This is a genomic window from Nonomuraea sp. NPDC049378, assembly GCF_055586745.1.
Genome location: NZ_JBVJHP010000007.1, coordinates 132881 through 150362, shown reverse-complemented (window position 1 = coordinate 150362; position 17482 = coordinate 132881). Strand labels below are relative to the sequence as shown.

Here is a 17482-nt window from a genome sequence, read left to right as displayed (position 1 = left end):
GATGACCCGCACAGGCAGGCGCGAGAACCAGCTGGGCTGCTCGTTCTGCGGCAAGCGGCAGGACGAGGTGCGCAAGCTCATCGCGGGCCCGCCGTCCGTGTACATCTGCGAGGCGTGCGTGGCCGTCTGCACCGAGCTGATCGCCGAGGAACGCGCGGACGGCGGCGAGACCGCCACGGACTTCCCCAAGCCCCGGGAGATCCACGCGTTCCTGGATCAGTACGTGATCGGCCAGGAACCGGCCAAGAAGACGCTCGCGGTCGCGGTGCACAACCACTACAAGCGCCTGAGCGCACCCGCCGGGGCGGAGCCCGTCGAACTCGGCAAGTCCAACGTGCTGCTGGCCGGCCCCACCGGCAGCGGAAAGACGCACCTGGTGCGCACGCTCGCGCGAATGCTCGACGTGCCCTTCGCGATCGTCGACGCCACCGCGCTCACCGAGGCCGGATACGTCGGAGAAGACGTCGAGAACGTGCTGCTCTCGCTCATCCGGGCGGCCGGCGACGACCTCGTCCGCGCCGAGACCGGCATCGTCTACATCGACGAGATCGACAAGATCGCCCGCAAGGGCGAGAACCCGTCGATCACGCGCGACGTCTCCGGCGAGGGCGTCCAGCAGGCCCTGCTGAAGATCATCGAGGGCGCGGTCGCGTCCGTCCCGCCGCAGGGCGGCAGGAAGCACCCGCACCAGGACGTCCTCCAGCTCGACACGGCCGGCGTGCTCTTCATCGCCGGCGGCGCGTTCCCCGGCCTGGAGGAGATCGTCGAGCGGCGCGTCGCCCGCCGGCGTTCGGGGTTCGGCGCCACGCCACCCGGCACGGACGAGGACGTCCTGTCCCGGCTCATGCCGCAGGACCTGGTGGCGTACGGGCTGATCCCCGAGCTCGTCGGCCGGCTCCCCGTGGTGACGACGCTGCGGCCGCTCGACCGCGCGGCGCTGACGCGGATGCTCACCGAGCCGCGCAATGCGCTGATCAGGCAGTACCGCAGGCTGTTCGAACTCGACGGGGTCGAGCTCGAGTTCGAGGAGGATGCCGTGGCCGCCGTCGCCGAGCAGGCGCTGCTGCGCCGCACCGGTGCCAGGGCCGCCCGGGCGATCCTCGAGGAGGTGCTGCTCAACGTGATGTACGAGGTGCCGGGCCGGGACGACGTGGCCCGCGTCGTGGTCACCCGCGACACGGTCCTCGCCAACGTCAACCCGACCCTCGTGCCGCGCAGCCACCACGACGGCGAACCGCGCGAGAAGTCCGCCTGAGCCCCGCGCCGGGCGGCCACCAGGCGGTGCCTGACCCCTGTTCAGGCCTGCGCGGGCGGGTTGTCCGCGCCGTCGAAGATGCGGCAGATCATCACCGTCGGCGGCCCGGCGGTCTCCGCGTACGGCTCGCTGTCGTCGCGCGGCTCGTAGCCAAGTTTCCTGACCGAGGCGAGATCCCAGTGCCGCCGGGTGTTGGCCGACATGCCGAAGTGCACGCTCCACCCCGGGCCGGCCGTCAGCGCCGCCAGCAGCAGCGCGCCCGCGTCCCGGCCGGACAGCCACATGCCCAGGTACCTCGCCTCGTCCAGCGCGTAGCCGGTCGAGCCGAGCCGCAGGCAGACCACGGAAGCGCCGGTCAGCTCCGCGTGCAGCCGGCCGAGGTTCTCCGTGACGACCTTGCTGAGCCCGTACGCGCAGCAGGGCCGGGGTTCCCACGCCGGGTCCACCGGACGGTGCTCCGGCCGGTTGTACTCGCCCATGGCGTGCACCGTGCTGGCCAGCACCACCCGCGGCACGCCCTGTCCGGCGGCGGCGTCGAGCACGCGGCGGGTGAGCGCCACGTTGGCGCGGTAGACCTCCTCCCACGTCGCGTGCGGCCTGGGGTCGCCCGCGAGGTGGACCAGCCCGGACGCCCCGGCCAGCGCCCGCTCGGCCACCCCCGGCTCGGCCAGGTCGGCCACCATGGACTCCTCGCCGGGCAGGGTCGCCCCGGCCACCCGGTCGACGACGCGCAGCCGGTGCTCCGCCAGCAGCGCGGGCCGCACCAGGCTGCCCACCCGCCCGAAACCGCCAGTGATCACCACAGGACCCATGCCGTGCCCCCGTTCCGCTCTCCACCTCGACTGTAGGCCGGTGATCAGGGGACGGACAGGACCTTTGCGACAGGGATCTGCTAGCGTGACCATCCCCGAACGGACCGGCCAGGGAGGTGAGACCCATTACCGCTGTGACAGGCTGGGTGCTCCCCTTCCCGGCCAGGCGGACCACCGGGACCAGGTGACCGCGGGAGCGCCCATCGGCATCCCGGAAGGCTTCCATGTCTGCTTTCTCGTCACCCGTCCAGACCGCTGAGACCGTCACGAGGCTGCGCGCCGCAGGATGCGTGTTCGCCGAGGACGAGGCGGCATTGCTCCTCTCCACCGCGTCGACCCCCGAGGTCCTGGCCGACATGGTCGCCAGGCGGGTCGCCGGCGAGCCGCTCGAACACGTGCTGGGCTGGGCGGAGTTCTGCGGCCTGCGCGTCGTCGTCGAGCCGGGGGTGTTCGTGCCCCGGCCGCGCACGGAGTTCCTCGTCCGCCGGGCCGTCGCGCTGGCCCGCGCGGCCGCCGGCCCGCCCGTGATCCTCGACCTGTGCTGCGGCACGGGCGCGATGGGGGCAGCGGTGATCGCCGAGCTCGCCGGCGCCGGGGGAGGCGGGGCCGAGGTGCACGCCGCCGACCTCGACCCGGCCGCCGTGCGCTGTGCGCGGCGCAACCTCCCGGGCGCGCACGTCCACGAGGGCGACCTGTTCGAGCCGCTGCCCTCGTCGTTGCGCGGCCGGGTCGGCCTCCTCATCGCCAGCCCGCCGTACGTGCCGTCGGGGTCGATCGGCCTGCTGCCGTCCGAGGCCCGGCTGCACGAGCCGCTGACGGCGCTCGACGGAGGAGGCGACGGCCTCGACGTCGCCCGGCGGGTGATCGCCGGGGCGCCGCGGTGGCTGGCGCCGGGCGGCCACCTGCTGATTGAGACGAGCGAACGCCAGGCGGAGGCCACCGCCGCGGCCGTGGCGGGCGCCGGGCTGCGCGCCCGTGTCGAGCGTTCGGAGAAACTGGACGCCACCGCCGTCATCGGCACCCGCCCCTGACCCCGCACACCTGACCGGCGACGTGCGGGAGGCGCGTGAAGCGGCGTCGACGGCATTGGGCGCCGGGGCCGGTCCACGGATAATCGGTGGGTCATCGTCGAAGGAGGACGCGCGTGCGGAAGTTATCGATGGTCGCCGTGATGCTGGCCGGCCTGGCCGTCCCCGCCGGGGGCGCCGCCGCGACGCCCGGCGACTACTGGGTCGCCGGAGGGGACCAGACGGGCAGGAGACTGCTGGCCTTCGATCCCGCCGTCACCGACTGGAACAGCTCGGCGGCCGTGAAGTGGTCGTGGGAGCCGAGCGTCACGCCCGGCCGCTTCTCCGGCGACGAGGTGTCGGCGTTCGGGCTCATCGCCGACTTCAAGCTGCGTACGAGGCCGTCCGGCGCGCAGAGCGTCGTCGTCGCGGCCGGCGGCGGCCGGGGCATCGCGGCCGTCGTGTCCTATCCGGAGGGGGTCCGCCAGTGGGCACGGATCCTGCCGGGCAACCTGCACGCCGCCGAGCTGTTGCCCGACGGCAACATCGCGGTCGCCGCCTCCACCGGAGGCTACGTCAGGGTGTACGCGTCCTCGCAGGGGCCGAACGCGGCCACGTACGCCGAGTTCAGGCTGACCGACGCGCACGCCGCCCTGTGGGACCCGGCGATCAGGCGGTTGTGGGTCATCGGCCAGGACCCCGGGTCCGGGCAGCACATCCTGGCGGCGCTCGCCGTGGAGGGCACCCCCGCCCGGCCGACGCTGCGCGAGGACATCCACCGCAGGGCGGTCCTGCCGACCGGCGGCGGGCACGACGTGTACGGCCACGCCACCGACCCCGGCAAGCTCTGGCTCACCACGGGCTCGGCCGCCTACCTGTACGACAAGGCCACCAGGACCTTCGACGGAGACCTGCCGGGCGGCGCCAACCGGGCCGCGGTGAAGTCCATCGGCAACCAGCCGTCCGGGCAGATCGTGCAGACCAGGCCCGACTCCACCAAGACGCCGCCGGGCGCGTGCACCGACAGCACCTGGTGCACCGACACCGTCGACTTCTTCGCGCCCGCCATGACGCGCAGGCGCACGGGCGCGGCCTTCTACAAGGCGCGCGTGTGGAGCCCGTACTACGGCGTCGCCGACCAGAGCCTGCGCGGCACGGTGTGGGGGCGCACCCGCAGCCCCTCGGGCTCCTGGGCTTCCGACGCGACCGAGATCGACGCGAACGGCGGTATCTCCGACGTGGCCGTGGCGGCGTTGCCGGACGGCAGCCTGCACGTGCTCACCCTCGTGCCGGGCAGCGGGGTCTGGGACCGCGGGCGCAGCCCGTCCGGGACGTGGGACGAGCGGGCCGTCAGGATCGACGACAACGGCTCGATCTCCCGCATCTCGGCGGCGGCTCTGCCGGACGGGACCCTGCATGTGCAGACGCTGGTGCCGGGGGCGGGGGTCTGGGACCGCACGCGGAGCGCCCGCGGGGAGTGGGGTAGCTCGGTCAAGATCGACGGCAACGGTTCCGTTTCCGACGTGTCGGCGGCGGCCCTGCCGGACGGCAGCCTGCATGTGCAGACGCTGGTGCCGGGGGCGGGGGTCTGGGACCGCACGCGGAGCGCCGGCGGCCGCTGGGCGGGCTCCGTCAAGATCGACGAGAACGGCGCCGTGCACGCGCTCTCGGCCGCCGGGCTGCCCGACGGCACGCTTCAGGTGCAGACCGCGGTGCCGGGCGCGGGAGTGTGGAACCGCTCGCGCAGTACGGCCGGGGCGTGGGCCAGTTCGGTGAAGATCGACGCCAACGGGTCGGTGACCGCCCTGTCGAGCGCCGCTCTGCCGGACGGCGGGCTGGAGGTGCAGACCGTGGTGCCCGGGTCCGGGGTGTGGAACCGGTCGCGCAGCGCGGCCGGGGCCTGGGCCGGCGCGGCGGTGAAGGCCGACGGCGACGCCGACGTCCTGCACGTCTCGGCCGGGGTGCTCGGCGACGGCACCCTGCACCTCCTCACGCTTCCTGACATTTCTTGATCCAAGGAAGATATGCGGCACGGGCGCCGGGATAAGGGGAATTTCCCTGATTTCTGTGGTGACGTGCGAGTTTGGCGTCCGTGGACTTCCCTGGTGATCCGCGATTTCATGTCCTCCGTCGATTTCGCTCGACGGCCGGTGAAATTACGGGGGATCATATGGGTCGTTCGCGGAAAATAATGGAAATAACCATCGCGTTCGCGATGGTGGTGAGCGCCGCACCGCCGGCGGCGGCAGGGAGCGCGCCGCCGGCGTCCGTCCGGATCACGCGCTTCCTGGGCGAGCAGCGGGTGCCGCACCTGGTGCAGTTCGCGGGGACCACCGTGGGCGGTCTGTCCGGAATCGACCGCGACCCCCGCACCGACACGTGGTATTTCGTCTCCGACGACCGCTGGCGCTACAACCCCGCCCGCTTCTACACCGGGCGGCTCGACATCGACCGCCGGTCGGGGGCGTTCTCCGGAATACGCCTGACGGGAGTCACGACGATGCTCAGGGCCGACGGGACACCGTACCCGGCCTACGGCAAGCAGGGGTCGGCCGATCCGGAGTCCATCAGGTACGACCGGTGGAGCCGGCGGCTGTTCTGGGGCGACGAAGGAGATCGACCGGACACCCGAAATCCGGATATTCCGGTGTCGTCCCCGGCGGTGCGCTCGATGGACCACCGCGGCCGCCACACGAGCGCTCTGCCCCTGCCGGAGAACCTGCGGCTCACGACCGCCGAGACCGGGCCGCGGCGCAATTTCGGGTTCGAAGGCCTGGCCGTGTCCAGGCGTACGATCACCGCCGTGACCGAGGGCCCGCGCTACGAGGACGGGCAGCCGCCGACGGCCGAACGCGGCGCGCCCGCGCGGCTGACCGTGTGGAACCGCCAGGGCACCCTGGAAGGCCAGTACGTCTACCCGCTCGACCCGCTGCCCGCCGCGCCCGTCCCGTCCACGGGGCACTCGGACACCGGCGTGTCCGAGTTGCTGGCCATCGACGAGTCCCGCTACCTGGCGCTGGAGCGTTCCTGGGTCGAGGGCACCGGCTACCGCGCGAAGCTCTACGAGATCAACCTGCGCGACGCCACCAACGTGCTGGAGAGGGCCGCACTGGCGAGCGGGAGCCCGTACCGCGCGGTGACCAAGCGCCTGGTCTTCGACCTCGGCACCTTCCGGCCCCCGGTGCAGAACTGGGAGAGCCTGGCCTGGGGGCCACGCCTGGCCGGCGGCGAGTGCACGCTCGTGATCGGCTCCGACGACAACTTCGACGAGCGCGAGTCGACCAACTTCCTGGTGTTCGGCGCGACAGGCTGCCGCTGACCCCACGCGGTGCCGGCGCGTCCCGCCGGCCGCCCGGGTCCGCACGGGTGGGCCGCCCTCTGCGCGGGGAGGGCGGCTCGAGCCGTCCGGGGCCCGCGGCCGTGCGCCAAGGCCGGTGGCGGGCCCGCCGCGGGAGGTTGCCGAGGTGGATGACTCCCTGCTCCGGGGTAGCTGTGCGGGACAGGGACAGGCCGGACGGGAGGGCGGCGATGAGCGGACCGATCGTGGTCGGGATCGACGGGACGGACCGGGCCTGGACCGCGCTGACGTGGGCCGCGGACGACGCCGCGCGGCGCGGGCGGCCGCTGCGGATCGTCCACGTACGCGAGCCGTGGCAGCCGGAGCGGCCGCTGGCGGGCACGCGCCTGACCCTGAGCGAGCGCTGCGAGGCGCTGCTGTCGGACGCCGTCGAGAGGGTACGCGCCATGGCGCCCGAGGTGGAGACGACGGCCGTGCTGATCACCGGCGCGGTGGTCGAGCGGCTGCGGACCGAGGGCGCCGACGCCGACAGCCTGGTGCTGGGCAGCAGGGGACGGGGCGCGATCGCCGGCCTGATGCTGGGCTCCACCGGGTTCGCGCTGGCCGGGCACGTACGCTGCCCCGCGGTCATCGTGCACGAGCCGCCCGGGCCGGAACGCGGCGAGGTCGTGGTGGGGTACGACGGGTCCGCCGACGCCGACGCGGCCCTGGCGTACGCGCTGGAGCAGGCGAACGCGCGCAGAGCGCGGGTCCGGGTCGTGTACGGCCGCCAGGTGTCCGTGCTGGCGCCCCACCCCGTGGGGTACGGGCCGCTGCCGGGGGCCGGGTTCGGCCAGGAACTGGAGGCGGCGATGGAGCCGTGGCGGGAGATGTACCCGGACGTGCCGATCGAGGACTCCTTCGTCGACCGGCACCCGGTTCCCGCGCTGGTACGCGCGTCCAGCGCCGCCGACCTGGCGGCGGTCGGGTCGCGCGGGCTGAGCAGGCTCACCGCGACGGTGCTCGGCACGGTGAGCCACGGCGTGCTCCAGCGGGCCCACTGCCCGGTCGCCGTGGTACGCGCCCCCTTTCGGCCGTCACCATGACCTGAGCTTCATGAACACCGTCCGGCGGGCCCCGTGAGGTGTGCTCACACGCCGTGGATGCGGCGGCCCGTGATCTGCCGCGGGGAGATGCGGACGTAGAGGAGCCGCTCGCCGCCCGCCCAGGGGGTGACACCGGAGCCTGCCGCGTCCGCCACCTCCTCGGCCGGCACGTGATGGGCGGGACCCTGCACCAGGACGCTCCAGCCCTCGCGGTTGACCTCGTCGATCCGGTCGATCTCGAAGGCGATCACGATGTCGACCCCCTTCACCCCGCTGCGCAGGTCCTCGTCCATGGCGCCGCCCGCCGCGGTGCGGAAGACGATGTCGCCGTCGTGCAGCTTGTAGTTGACGGGCAGCACCGTCGGCCCGTGCGAGCCGTTGAAGGCCACCCGGCCGATCCCGCCGGACTCGATCAGCCGCAGGCACTCCTCCCGGTCCAGCACCTCCAGGGTGGGATGGGCCATGGCGGGGCCGCGTCCGGGCGGACGGTCCCGGCCGCCGCCGAGCAGCTCCTCGACCGTGGTCTGCAGGGCGTCCGCCAGGCGGTAGAGGGCGCCGGTGTCGGGCGTGTCGGCGTTCTCTTCCAGATATTTCACGTAACCGGGTGACATGTCGGCTTTGTCGGCGACCTGCTCCCGGGTCAAACCCAGACGTTCGCGGTGATGAATGATGCGGCGTCCGAAATCGCCGGTACCAGTCATGATCACATCTCCTCGCGTATAGGTGCGGCGCACGGTGCCGTTGATGCGCGCCTCGCGATGGTCGGCGTCGACGAAGATCTGGCGCCCGTGGTAGCGCAGCGGCATGCGCACCAGGCCGAGCCGCTCGGGCACCAGCGGGTCCAGCCGCAGCCGCCCGCCCCGTTCGAGCTCCAGGCCCAGGTAGCAGCTCTGCAGCAGGTCGAGCGTGCCGCCCATGGCTCCCAGGTGGATGCCCTCCGCGGTCGTGCCGCCCTGCACGTCACTGACGTCACCGGTGAGGGCCTCGATGAAGAACTCCCAGGACCGCTCCCGGTTGCGGCGGGCCAGGATCCAGGCGTGCACGACGGCGCTGAGCGTGGAGCCGTGGCTGGTGCGCCGCAGGTAGTAGGAGATCGTCCTGGAGATCAGGCCGGGGTCGGGCGCGTAGCCGAGCCGTTCCAGGATCGCGGTCAGCTGCTCGTCGCCCAGCAGGTAGCAGAGCATGAGCGTGTCGGCCTGCTTGGAGGCCTGGTAGCGGTTGACGTCGTCGCCGTCGGCCTCCAGCGCCCGGTCCAGGCGGCGCACGCCGCGATAACGCTCCCAGTCGAGCTCCAGCAGATCGCCGTACCCCGTGAACTGGCTGATGACGCCGCGGTGGAAGTCGACCCTCATGCGGCGGCTGACGTCGTCCCAGCGGGCCAGCTCGGCGGCCGGCGGCGCCAGCTGCGGCGCCAGCACGGCGGTCTCGCGGGCGAGCGTCATCAGCCACACGGTCATGACGTTGGTGTAGGCGTTGTTCGCCACGCCGGGTTCGTCGGAGCCCGGGTAGGCGTCGTGATACTCGTCGGGGCCCATGACGCCGCGGATCTCGTAGCGGCCGTCGCGCAGCTCGGCCAGCGAGGCGAAGAACCTGGCGATGTCGAGCACCAGCTCCGCGCACCACGGCGGCATCGAGCCGGTGGCCAGGTAGTGGTGCCACACGTTGTAGGCGATGGCCAGGCCGACGTGGCGCTGGCGGTGGGAGTTGTCCGGCAGCCAGCGGCCGGAGACGGGATTGAGGTGCAGCCTCTGCGTCTCCTCGCGCCCGTCGCTGCCGCTCTGCCACGGGAACATCGCGCCTTCGTACCCGGCCTCCGCGGCCGCGTCCCTGGCCTCGGGCAGGCGCCGCCAGCGGTAGCGCAGCAGGCCGAGCGAGATCTCGGGAAAGCGCAGGTTCAGCCACGGCTCCACGAACAGCTCGTCCCAGAACACGTGCCCCCGGTACGCCTCGCCGTGCAGACCCCGGGCGGGCACCCCGGCGTCGAGGTCGGCGGTGTGCGGGGAGAGCGTCTGGAGCAGGTGGAAGACGTACAGGTGGACGAGCTGCGACAGCTCGGGGCCGTCCACGTCGAGCCGGGCCCGCCGCCACAGGCACTCCCACGCCGACGCGTGGCGGGCCAGCAGCTCGTCGAAGCGCGGCGCGCGGCGTACGTGACGCAGGGCCGACGAGCGCGGGTCGTGGCCGGCGGGGTCGCGCGAACTCGTCAGCGCCACGGTCTTGGTGATCCGGGCCGCCTCACCCTCGGCCAGGTCGAGCACGTGGTCGGAGGTGATGTGGTCGCCGCCCAGCGCGGGCCGCGCGGACGGCGTGTCCCCGTCGATCCTGGAGGCCAGCGCCACCATGACGCGCGCGTTGCGCGTGGTCGCCGTCAGCCAGGCCATGCCGTTGTCCGCGCCCGTCTCGTGCCCGGTGAGATGGTCGCCGCGCAGGTCGCGGTAGCGGGCGACGCCGCAGTTCGTCACCCGGCCCTCCAGCGTGCAGCGCACCCGCATCGGCCCCGACCAGTTCTCCGCGGTGAACGTGGTCTCCAGCGCGGCCAGCGTGGGGTCGGCCATGGACACCAGACGGCGCTGGCGTACGCGCGTGACCCGGCCCGCGCCGTCGCGCCAGCGCAGCTCCCGCGTCAGCACGCCGTGCCGCAGGTCCAGCTCGTGCCGGTAACGCAGCAGTCCGGCCTCCTCGGGCCGGAACCAGCCGCACTCCGGAGTGGCGAACGTCAGCGGCAGCCAGTCGGGCAGGTTGACGATGTCCTCGTTCGTCACCGTACGGCCGGCCACCACCGAGTCGAGCCGGTCGTAGCAGCCCGCCAGGTACGTGCCCGGGGTGCGCGGCCGCCCGTCGGGGGTGGCCCCCCGCGTCGCGAACCGGCCGTTGCCGAGCGTGCACAGCGCCTCGCGCAGTCCTTCGCCGGCGGCGTCGAATCCCTCGTAGACGAGCGTCCAGGCGTTCATCGCCGCCCCACGGGCACCCGCCCGGTCACGCTCGCGTCGGCCAGGTCGGCCACCACCGCGTCGGCGCCGGCCGCGCGCATCGGCGCCTCCTGCGAGCCGCTCCTGTCCACCGCGACGATCAGCCCGAACCCGCCCCTGCGGCCGGCCTCGACCCCGGGCAACGCGTCCTCGACGATCGCCACCTCGGTCGCGGACACCTGCAGGCGGTGGGACGCCTCCAGGAACAGCGCGGGATCCGGCTTGCCCGGCAGCCCCAGCCCGGCCGCGTCGTCGCCGTCGACCACCGCGTCGAACAGGTGCATCAGTCCGGCGGACGCCACCACCGCGCGGCAGTGCCTGCTGGCCGAGACCACCGCCGTACGGGCCCCGCGGCGCCGCAACTCGTGCAGCAGCGCGACGGTCGAGGGGAACGCGGCCACACCGTGCTTGTCGATCTGCTCCTGGAACAGCGCGTCCTTGGCCAGCCCGAGCCCGTGAACGGTCGGCGCCCCCGGCTCGTCGCGAGGGCCGCCTTCCGGCAGCGAGACGCCGCGCGAGGCCAGGAACGTCCGTACCCCGTCGAGCCGCGGCCGGCCGTCCACGTACGCAAGGTAGTCGGCGCGGATGTCGAACGGCGCCGCCCCCCGGCCCCGCAGGAAGGCGTCGAACACGTGCTTCCACGCGGCCGCGTGCACCCGCGCCGTGTCGGTGACCACCCCGTCGGTGTCGAAGACCACCGCGCGGAGTCTGCTCAGGTCGAAGGTGGACATGTCAGGACGCTACCCGCGTACGGGGCCGCCAGCCCTGACCGTGCGACCCGGCTACCGGACGGGACGGCCGGGACGGCGACCACGCGGGCTTCCCGCGGTCCTGGGCCATCGGGGGTACGTTGGGTTCGCCACCGTGAGCGCTGTCGCAGGAGGTCCGCATGAAGGTGTTCCGCGTGCCGCTCCCGCTGGCGGCGCTCCCGGTCGCCGTCGCGGTCACCGTCGTGGTCACCGTCGCCGGCTGCGGGGGCGGGACGGACCAGGAGGCGACGGCCACCGCGCCTCCCTCGACCGTGCCTTCCTCGATCGGGCCGCCCTCGACCGCGCCCACCGGCCCGCCCAGCCCGTCCGGCTCGCCCTCGACCGCCCCGGACGCCGGCACGCCCGCGCCGGGCGAGTCGCTCGTCGCCGGCCGCTACCAGCCGCTGTGGCCGTTCTCCACCCAGGAGGAGGCGGCGCGCTGGCGGGAGGCCCGGGGCGAGGACGGCGACCAGGCATGGCACCTCGACGCCGCCCGCACCGCGCTCGCCTTCACCCGCGACTACCTCGGCTTCACCGAGATCGACCGGGCCGTCAAGACCGAGCAGGAAGGCGTGCACGCGCGCGTGCACGTCGGCTACCGCAGCCAGGAGGGCGACCGGCCGGCGGTCGCGGCCGTCGTGCACCTCATGCGGTACGGGCCGGGCGAGGACGCCCCGTGGGAGGTCGTCGGCACCGACGACACCTCGTTCACGCTGACGAAGCCGGCGTACGGCACCGCCGTGACCTCGCCGCTCACCGTGGGCGGGCGCATCTCGGGCGTGGACGAGAGCATCACCGTCCACGTGCGCCGGCCGGGCTCGGACGCCCCGCTGGGCGAGCGGTGCTGCGTGCCCGCCGGCGGGCGGAAGGCACCCTGGTCGGCCACGGTCGACTTCACGGCCCGGCCGGGCAAGACCCTCACGGTCGTGGTCTCCACGGGCGGTCACGTGGCGACGGTCGAGCGCTTCGCGGTGACGGGCGTCACCGTCACGTCCTGAAGGCCGGTGCGGACCGCGGCATCGTCAGGCCGGTGAGAGCGTCCCAAGGCCTTGTGACCGGCGGTGCCGGCGGCGCGAACCCGGCTCAGCCGACCGGCGCCGCCCGCAGCTTCTCGCGATATGCGCGGTTCACCGCCATCAGCTCGTCGAGCGCGTCGCGGGTGCGGACGAGGTCGGCGATGTGCGCGGAGAGCCGGTCGCGCTCCTGCGCCATCCGTTCCAGGGCGGCGTCGGAGGTTTCCTCGCTGGGCGAATCGACGCACGGGAGCACTTCGGCGATGGTGCGGCTGGACAGGCCCGCGGCGTACAGGCGCTGGATGAGCGTGACCCGTTCGACCACGTCGTCCGTGTAGTGCCGCTGCCCGCTCGCGCTGCGGGTGCTGGCGAGCAGCCCCTGCTCCTCGTAGTAGCGCAGCGACCGGACGCTGGCTCCCGTGTGTGACGCGAGCTCACCGATGCGCACGTCGTCCTCCCCGTGTGATCTCCGGCACAAGACCTGCCTCTGACATCATGTGAGCTTTGAGCCTACTCGGCGCACCGCGCTCGCCCGCCGCCACCTGCCGACCCCGGCGGCTAACATGGATGACCGTTCGTTGACCAGCGGAGGCATCATGGGCAGGCCCCGGACGACCAGCGACGAGGCGATCATCCAGGCCGCCGCCCGCGCGATCGGCCGGCACGGGCCGCAGAGCCTCACCCTGGCCGCGGTCGCCCAGGAGGCCGGGCTGTCCCCGGCCACCCTGGTGCAGCGGTTCGGCTCCAAGCGCGGCCTGCTCCTCGCGGTGGCCGGGCAGGCCGGGGAGAGCGTGGCGCGGCCGTTCCTGCGGGCCAGGCAGGAGCACGGGTCGCCGCTGGAGGCGCTGCGGGCCGCCGTGGCAGGCCTGTCGGAGAGCGTGGCCACCCCCGAAGAGCTGGCCCACAGCCTCGGCTTCCTGCAACTCGACCTGACCGACCCCGAGTTCCGCGCGCACGCCGCCGAGCACGCCCGGCGTACGCGCGAGGAGATGGCCGCGCTGCTGGCCGAGGCGGTGGCGGCGGGGGAGCTCGCGGGCGAGACGGACGTCGCGCGGCTGGCCCGCGCGGTGCAGGTGACCTACAACGGCGTGCTCATCCTCTGGGCGCTGACCGGCGAGGGGGCCCTCGCCGACGCGATGCGCGACGCCCTCGACGAGACGCTGGGCCCCCACAGGAAGCTCTGACCCTTCGCGGGACGGCTGCGCCGGCGCGCGATTCGGTATACCGAAAAATGGCCCGTGCAGGCTGAGGGCAGTGGTGGCGCTGGTACAAGGGAGGCGAACCGATCTTCCAGTGTGGGAGCGTTCCCACCGGTAGTTGAAGAGAGAACCCTGTGCACCACCAGCACCTCAGGCTCCCGGCGCTCTTAGCCGGCGCCGCCCTCGTCCTCGCCCTCGGCGCCAGCCCCGGCCACGCCGCCCCTCCCGGCCAGACCACCACCGGGGTCCCCGCCACGGCCGGCCAGGTCGCCGCCGAAGCCGGCGAACCCCTGACCATCACGCTGATCACCGGCGACGTCGTCACGTACACGCCGGTCAAGGACGGCGTGCCCAAGATCTCCATCCAGGAGGCCCCGCGCCCCGGCGGCACGCCGGTCAGCTTCGCGACCCTCCCGGCCGGGAGCGGCGGCCGGCTGGTCCTGCCGTCCGACGCCGCCCCCCTGGTCAGCTCGGGGACCCTGGACGAGACGCTGTTCGACGTCGACACGCTGGCCCGCGAAGGGCGTACCGACCGCATCCCGTTGCTGGTCACCTACCGGGGCGAGCCCGCCGCGTCCGCGCTGCCCGCGACCGCGAGAGCCCTGGCCGGCGCCGCGGACGTGCGCCCGCTGCCCAGCATCGACGGGGCCGCGCTCACCGTGAAGCCGGCCGACGCGGGCCGGTTCTGGAACGGCTTCCTCGGCGAGCGGCCCGCGCTCGAGAGAACGGCGGGCGGCATCGCCAAGCTCTGGCTGGACCGGCAGGTCACCGCCTCGCTCGACAAGAGCGTGCCGCTCATCGGCGCGCCCGCCGGCTGGGAGAAGGGCTTCGACGGCACCGGGACCAAGGTCGCCGTGCTCGACACGGGCATCGACGCCGAGCACCCCGACCTCGCGGGCAAGATCGCCGCCAGCGAGAACTTCTCCACCTCGCCGAGCATCACCGACAAGCAGGGCCACGGCACCCACGTCGCCTCCACCATCGCCGGCTCCGGCAGCGCGTCGGGAGGGACGTACAAGGGCGTCGCGCCCGGCGCCTCCCTGCTGATCGGCAAGGTGCTCGGCGACAACGGCAGAGGCGAGTGGTCGTGGGCCATCGCCGGCATGGAATGGGCAGCCGAGCAGGGCGCCGACGTGGTCAACCTGAGCCTGGGCAGTTGCTGCGGCGACGGCACCGACCCGATGAGCCAGGCCGTGGACGAGCTCACCAGGAAGCACGGCACGCTGTTCGTGGCCGCCGCGGGCAACGCCGGGCAGACGCTCACGGTGGACACCCCCGCCGCCGCCGGCGAGGCCGTCGCCGTCGGGTCGGTCGACAAGGACACCGGCACGTCGCTGAGCGGCTTCTCCAGCAAGGGACCCCGGTTGTACGACGCGGCCGTCAAGCCGAACATCGTCGCCCCCGGCGACGGCATCGTGGCCGCCCTCTCCTCCGCCTCGTCCGGCAAACCGTACCCGGGCAACGAGCGCTACACCGCCGGCTCGGGCACCTCCATGGCCACCCCGCACGTGGCCGGCGCCGCGGCGATCCTGGCCCAGCAGCACCCCGGCTGGGACGCCGGCGAGCTGCGCGACGCGCTGACCTCCACCGCCGCGCGCGACGGCGGCCACAGCTGGTTCGAGCAGGGCAGCGGCCGCGTCGACGTGGCCCGCGCGGTCACCCAGCAGGTGTTCGCGACGTGGGCCGTCGACTTCCGCGTGCTCGCCGGCGAGCCGGTCACGCGGCAGGTCACCTACCGCAACACCGGGAACGAGGACGTCACCCTGTCCGTCGCGCCCGCGACCCGCGGCTGGAGCGGCAGGCCCGCGCCCGAAGGGGCGGTGCGCCTCAGCACCGGGAGCGTCACCGTGCCCGCGAACGGCTCCGCCACCGTCGACGTCACCGTCGATCCCGCCAAGGGGGAGGCCGGCGCGTACGGCGGCTGGATCACCGCGAGCGGCGGCGGCGCCGAACTGGTCACGCCGTTCAGCTACTACACCGGCCTGCCCACCCACCAGCTGACCGTCTCGCTGGTCAACTCCTACGGCTTCAAGGAGTTCGGCAGCGGACGCGCGGGCACCGAGCCGCTCGTCTACTACATCCCGACGAAACGGAAGGTCAGCCCCGAGGACCCGTTCCACCCGGCCGGTTACTACACCGCGCGCACCGACGCCCAGGGCAACAGGCAGGTGCCGCTGCCCGCGGGCGAGTACGAGGTCGTCACGGTGATCCACGACGCGACGACCGCGAACCGTACCAGCATGGTCATCGCGACCGTCACGCTCGACGGCGACAGGACCGTCACCCTGGACGCCCGCGACACCGTGCCGATCAGGCCGGTCACCAAGGAGAAGACGGAAGGCGACGGAAGGGCCTGGTACGTCCGCACGTTCACCGACCGCAACAACCCCGTCTCCGTGTACGCGGGCACCGCTCCCGGCCAGGACCTCCACGTCACGCCCGTCGGCGAGGTCCCGGTCGGCGAGATGCGGCTCTCCCACGGGTGGCGGCTCGACCCGGCCGCGCTGACCTCCGCGACCGCGGGCCGGCTCCGGCTCGACCCCGTCTACGACGTCGCCGGCATGCACGCCGCCCTGACCGAGGAGCGCACCCTCCCCGTCGTGTCCGTGGGGCAGGGCAGGGAGGCGGACTTCCAGGACGTCGACGTGGCGGGCAAGCTGGTCCTGGCCGGAGTGCCGGTCCCGGACGGCTCGTACCGGGGCGCGGCAGGGGCGATGGACCAGGCGGCCAAGCTCGCCGCCGCGCGCGGCGCCGCCGGCTTCGCCGGCTACCTCGACGCCGACGGTGGCAGGGCCAGGGCGCCCTACTCCACCGGGCAGTTCCTCGGGCTGGGGCTGAGCGCCGAACAGGGTCGCGCGCTGCGCGCCGCCGTGGACGCGCGGCCGGTCTCCATGCGCCTGGTGCCGGACGACGCGGCGGATGACCAGGGACCGGTGTACCGCCTGCGCTACGACGAGCGCGACCGGATCCCCCGCAAGGCCCCCACGGTGGACACCCGGGACCTCGTGCGCATCGACGCCCAGTACCACGCCGACCAGCCGGGCACCGCCGGCCGGGAGTTCGGGTCGTCCACCACGGACGAGGAGCCCGGCGAGATCACGTACGGGCAGCCCCTGACCATGCCGCTGGCCCGCACCGAGTACTTCGGCCCGGTCGACGACAAGGTCACCTGGAGCCGCGAGATCACCAACCAGAGCCTGCGCCTGCACTCCAGCGACCGCTTCACCCGGCACGACCGCCGGCAGAGCGAGCACTGGTTCAAGGCGCCCCTGGCGCCGGGCGCCGCCGAGCAGCCCAAGGGTTACCCCGCCGGCGTGCCGTGCGTGATGTGCCGCGACGGCGACCGGTTCGTGCCGCTCGACCGGTGGTCGGACTCCGACCCGCGCCACCTCACCGACCTGAGCACGGCCGAGGTCAAGTCCGCGCCACGGCTTTTCGCGGGCGACCGGGAGATCCCGGTGCAGGGGCGCGCGCCCCGCTCGTTCACCGTCCCCGGGGGGAGCGCGGCGTACCGGCTGGAGAGCGTCGACACCACCAAGCGGACACTGTCGCCGAAGGTGAGCACCGAGTGGTCGTTCGCCTCCTCGCCGCCGTCCGGCACTCCGGACGGGCAGTCCTGCTCGTACGGGCCGTCGTGCGCCGTCCAGCCGGCGATCCTGCTCAGCTACGACCTCCCGCTCGACCTGCTGAACCGGGCGCGGGCCGGCCAGCCGTTCACGTTCGAGATCGGGGCGGGCCCGCACGGGTCGGTCCCGAAGAAGCACGCGGTCAAGCGGCTCGAGGCCGAGTACTCGGTCGACGACGGCGCCACCTGGCTGCCGGCGCTCACCGGGAAGCGGGGCCAGGACCGCTACCAGGCGCTCGTGGTGCACCCGCCGCTCTCCGCCACCAGCGGGTACGTCTCGCTGCGGGTCACCGCGTCCAACAAGGAGGGAGCCACGGTCACGCAGACCATCGAGCGGGCGTACGCGCTGAAGTGAGCCGCGCCGCCGGGGGGGGGGGGGGGGGGGAAGAGAGGGGCCTCAACCACCCCACCCAGCAGAGGGGGAGAGAGATCTCTGTTGTTCATGCGGATATACTGCGAGGAGGAGTGGT

12 protein-coding genes are annotated in these 17482 nt (G+C 73.5%); 8 read left to right on the top strand and 4 right to left on the bottom strand.

Features of this window, described 5'->3' with window-relative positions; translation table 11 throughout:
- The first annotated feature begins 1 nt into the window (after nt 1).
- Entirely contained in the window at nt 2-1255 is a 1254-nt protein-coding gene (gene clpX / locus ACZ6SA_RS17000) for an ATP-dependent Clp protease ATP-binding subunit ClpX (protein ID WP_465828792.1), read from the top strand.
- Nucleotides 1256-1296: 41 nt separating this feature from the next.
- Here clpX and ACZ6SA_RS16995 read toward each other — a convergent pair whose 3' ends face one another.
- On the bottom strand, nt 1297-2067 hold the full coding sequence (locus ACZ6SA_RS16995) for an NAD-dependent epimerase/dehydratase family protein (RefSeq protein WP_465828790.1): 771 nt from the start codon (nt 2065-2067) through the stop codon (nt 1297-1299).
- 224 nt (nt 2068-2291) lie between these two features.
- Here ACZ6SA_RS16995 and ACZ6SA_RS16990 point away from each other — a divergent pair, with 224 nt between their 5' ends.
- From ACZ6SA_RS16990 to ACZ6SA_RS16975, 4 genes are all read left to right on the top strand, one after another.
- The gene (locus ACZ6SA_RS16990; protein WP_465828789.1) at nt 2292-3098 is read left to right on the top strand and encodes a putative protein N(5)-glutamine methyltransferase; all 807 of its coding nucleotides are present in this window, start codon (nt 2292-2294) and stop codon (nt 3096-3098) included.
- Nucleotides 3099-3211: 113 nt separating this feature from the next.
- A complete protein-coding gene (locus ACZ6SA_RS16985; RefSeq protein WP_465828788.1) occupies nt 3212-5086 on the top strand; it encodes a DUF6528 family protein in 1875 nt (624 codons plus the stop codon).
- Nucleotides 5087-5265: 179 nt separating this feature from the next.
- On the top strand, nt 5266-6393 hold the full coding sequence (locus tag ACZ6SA_RS16980; protein ID WP_347644395.1) for an esterase-like activity of phytase family protein: 1128 nt from the start codon (nt 5266-5268) through the stop codon (nt 6391-6393).
- Nucleotides 6394-6602: 209 nt separating this feature from the next.
- Entirely contained in the window at nt 6603-7457 is an 855-nt protein-coding gene (locus ACZ6SA_RS16975) for a universal stress protein (protein ID WP_465828786.1), read from the top strand.
- A 44-nt stretch (nt 7458-7501) separates the two neighbouring features.
- Here the strand turns inward: ACZ6SA_RS16975 and ACZ6SA_RS16970 are convergent, their stop codons facing one another.
- Together ACZ6SA_RS16970 and ACZ6SA_RS16965 are read right to left on the bottom strand one after the other, a co-directional pair.
- Entirely contained in the window at nt 7502-10408 is a 2907-nt protein-coding gene (locus ACZ6SA_RS16970) for a pyridoxamine 5'-phosphate oxidase family protein (RefSeq protein WP_465828784.1), read from the bottom strand.
- Nucleotides 10405-11157, bottom strand: a complete 753-nt coding sequence (locus ACZ6SA_RS16965) for an HAD family hydrolase (RefSeq protein WP_443156918.1) — start codon at nt 11155-11157, stop codon at nt 10405-10407. The genes ACZ6SA_RS16970 and ACZ6SA_RS16965 overlap by 4 nt, the downstream gene beginning before the upstream one ends.
- Before the next feature lie 158 nt (nt 11158-11315).
- Here ACZ6SA_RS16965 and ACZ6SA_RS16960 point away from each other — a divergent pair, with 158 nt between their 5' ends.
- Nucleotides 11316-12173, top strand: coding sequence for a hypothetical protein (locus tag ACZ6SA_RS16960; protein ID WP_465828782.1), 858 nt, complete (start codon nt 11316-11318; stop codon nt 12171-12173).
- Nucleotides 12174-12258: 85 nt separating this feature from the next.
- Here the strand turns inward: ACZ6SA_RS16960 and ACZ6SA_RS16955 are convergent, their stop codons facing one another.
- Nucleotides 12259-12636 carry a MerR family transcriptional regulator gene (locus tag ACZ6SA_RS16955; protein WP_347644390.1) on the bottom strand — a complete coding sequence of 126 codons (378 nt, stop codon included), beginning with the start codon at nt 12634-12636 and terminating at the stop codon, nt 12259-12261.
- 148 nt (nt 12637-12784) lie between these two features.
- Between ACZ6SA_RS16955 and ACZ6SA_RS16950 the strand changes: the two genes are divergently transcribed.
- Both ACZ6SA_RS16950 and ACZ6SA_RS16945 read left to right on the top strand, forming a co-directional pair.
- Entirely contained in the window at nt 12785-13372 is a 588-nt protein-coding gene (locus tag ACZ6SA_RS16950; RefSeq protein ID WP_347644389.1) for a TetR/AcrR family transcriptional regulator, read from the top strand.
- A gap of 149 nt (nt 13373-13521) precedes the next feature.
- Nucleotides 13522-17367 (top strand): S8 family serine peptidase, encoded by a 3846-nt coding sequence (locus tag ACZ6SA_RS16945; protein WP_465828781.1) that lies wholly within the window; start codon nt 13522-13524, stop codon nt 17365-17367.
- Nucleotides 17368-17482 lie beyond the last annotated feature (115 nt).

What these genes read in the sequence shown, in the direction of transcription:
- clpX (WP_465828792.1), top strand. Translation starts at nt 2, where the DNA reads ATGACCCGCACAGGCAGGCGCGAGAACCAGCTGGGCTGCTCGTTCTGC.
- ACZ6SA_RS16995 (WP_465828790.1), bottom strand. Translation starts at nt 2,067, where the DNA reads ATGGGTCCTGTGGTGATCACTGGCGGTTTCGGGCGGGTGGGCAGCCTG.
- ACZ6SA_RS16990 (WP_465828789.1), top strand. Translation starts at nt 2,292, where the DNA reads ATGTCTGCTTTCTCGTCACCCGTCCAGACCGCTGAGACCGTCACGAGG.
- ACZ6SA_RS16980 (WP_347644395.1), top strand. Translation starts at nt 5,266, where the DNA reads ATGGAAATAACCATCGCGTTCGCGATGGTGGTGAGCGCCGCACCGCCG.
- ACZ6SA_RS16975 (WP_465828786.1), top strand. Translation starts at nt 6,603, where the DNA reads ATGAGCGGACCGATCGTGGTCGGGATCGACGGGACGGACCGGGCCTGG.
- ACZ6SA_RS16970 (WP_465828784.1), bottom strand. Translation starts at nt 10,408, where the DNA reads ATGAACGCCTGGACGCTCGTCTACGAGGGATTCGACGCCGCCGGCGAA.
- ACZ6SA_RS16965 (WP_443156918.1), bottom strand. Translation starts at nt 11,157, where the DNA reads ATGTCCACCTTCGACCTGAGCAGACTCCGCGCGGTGGTCTTCGACACC.
- ACZ6SA_RS16960 (WP_465828782.1), top strand. Translation starts at nt 11,316, where the DNA reads ATGAAGGTGTTCCGCGTGCCGCTCCCGCTGGCGGCGCTCCCGGTCGCC.
- ACZ6SA_RS16950 (WP_347644389.1), top strand. Translation starts at nt 12,785, where the DNA reads ATGGGCAGGCCCCGGACGACCAGCGACGAGGCGATCATCCAGGCCGCC.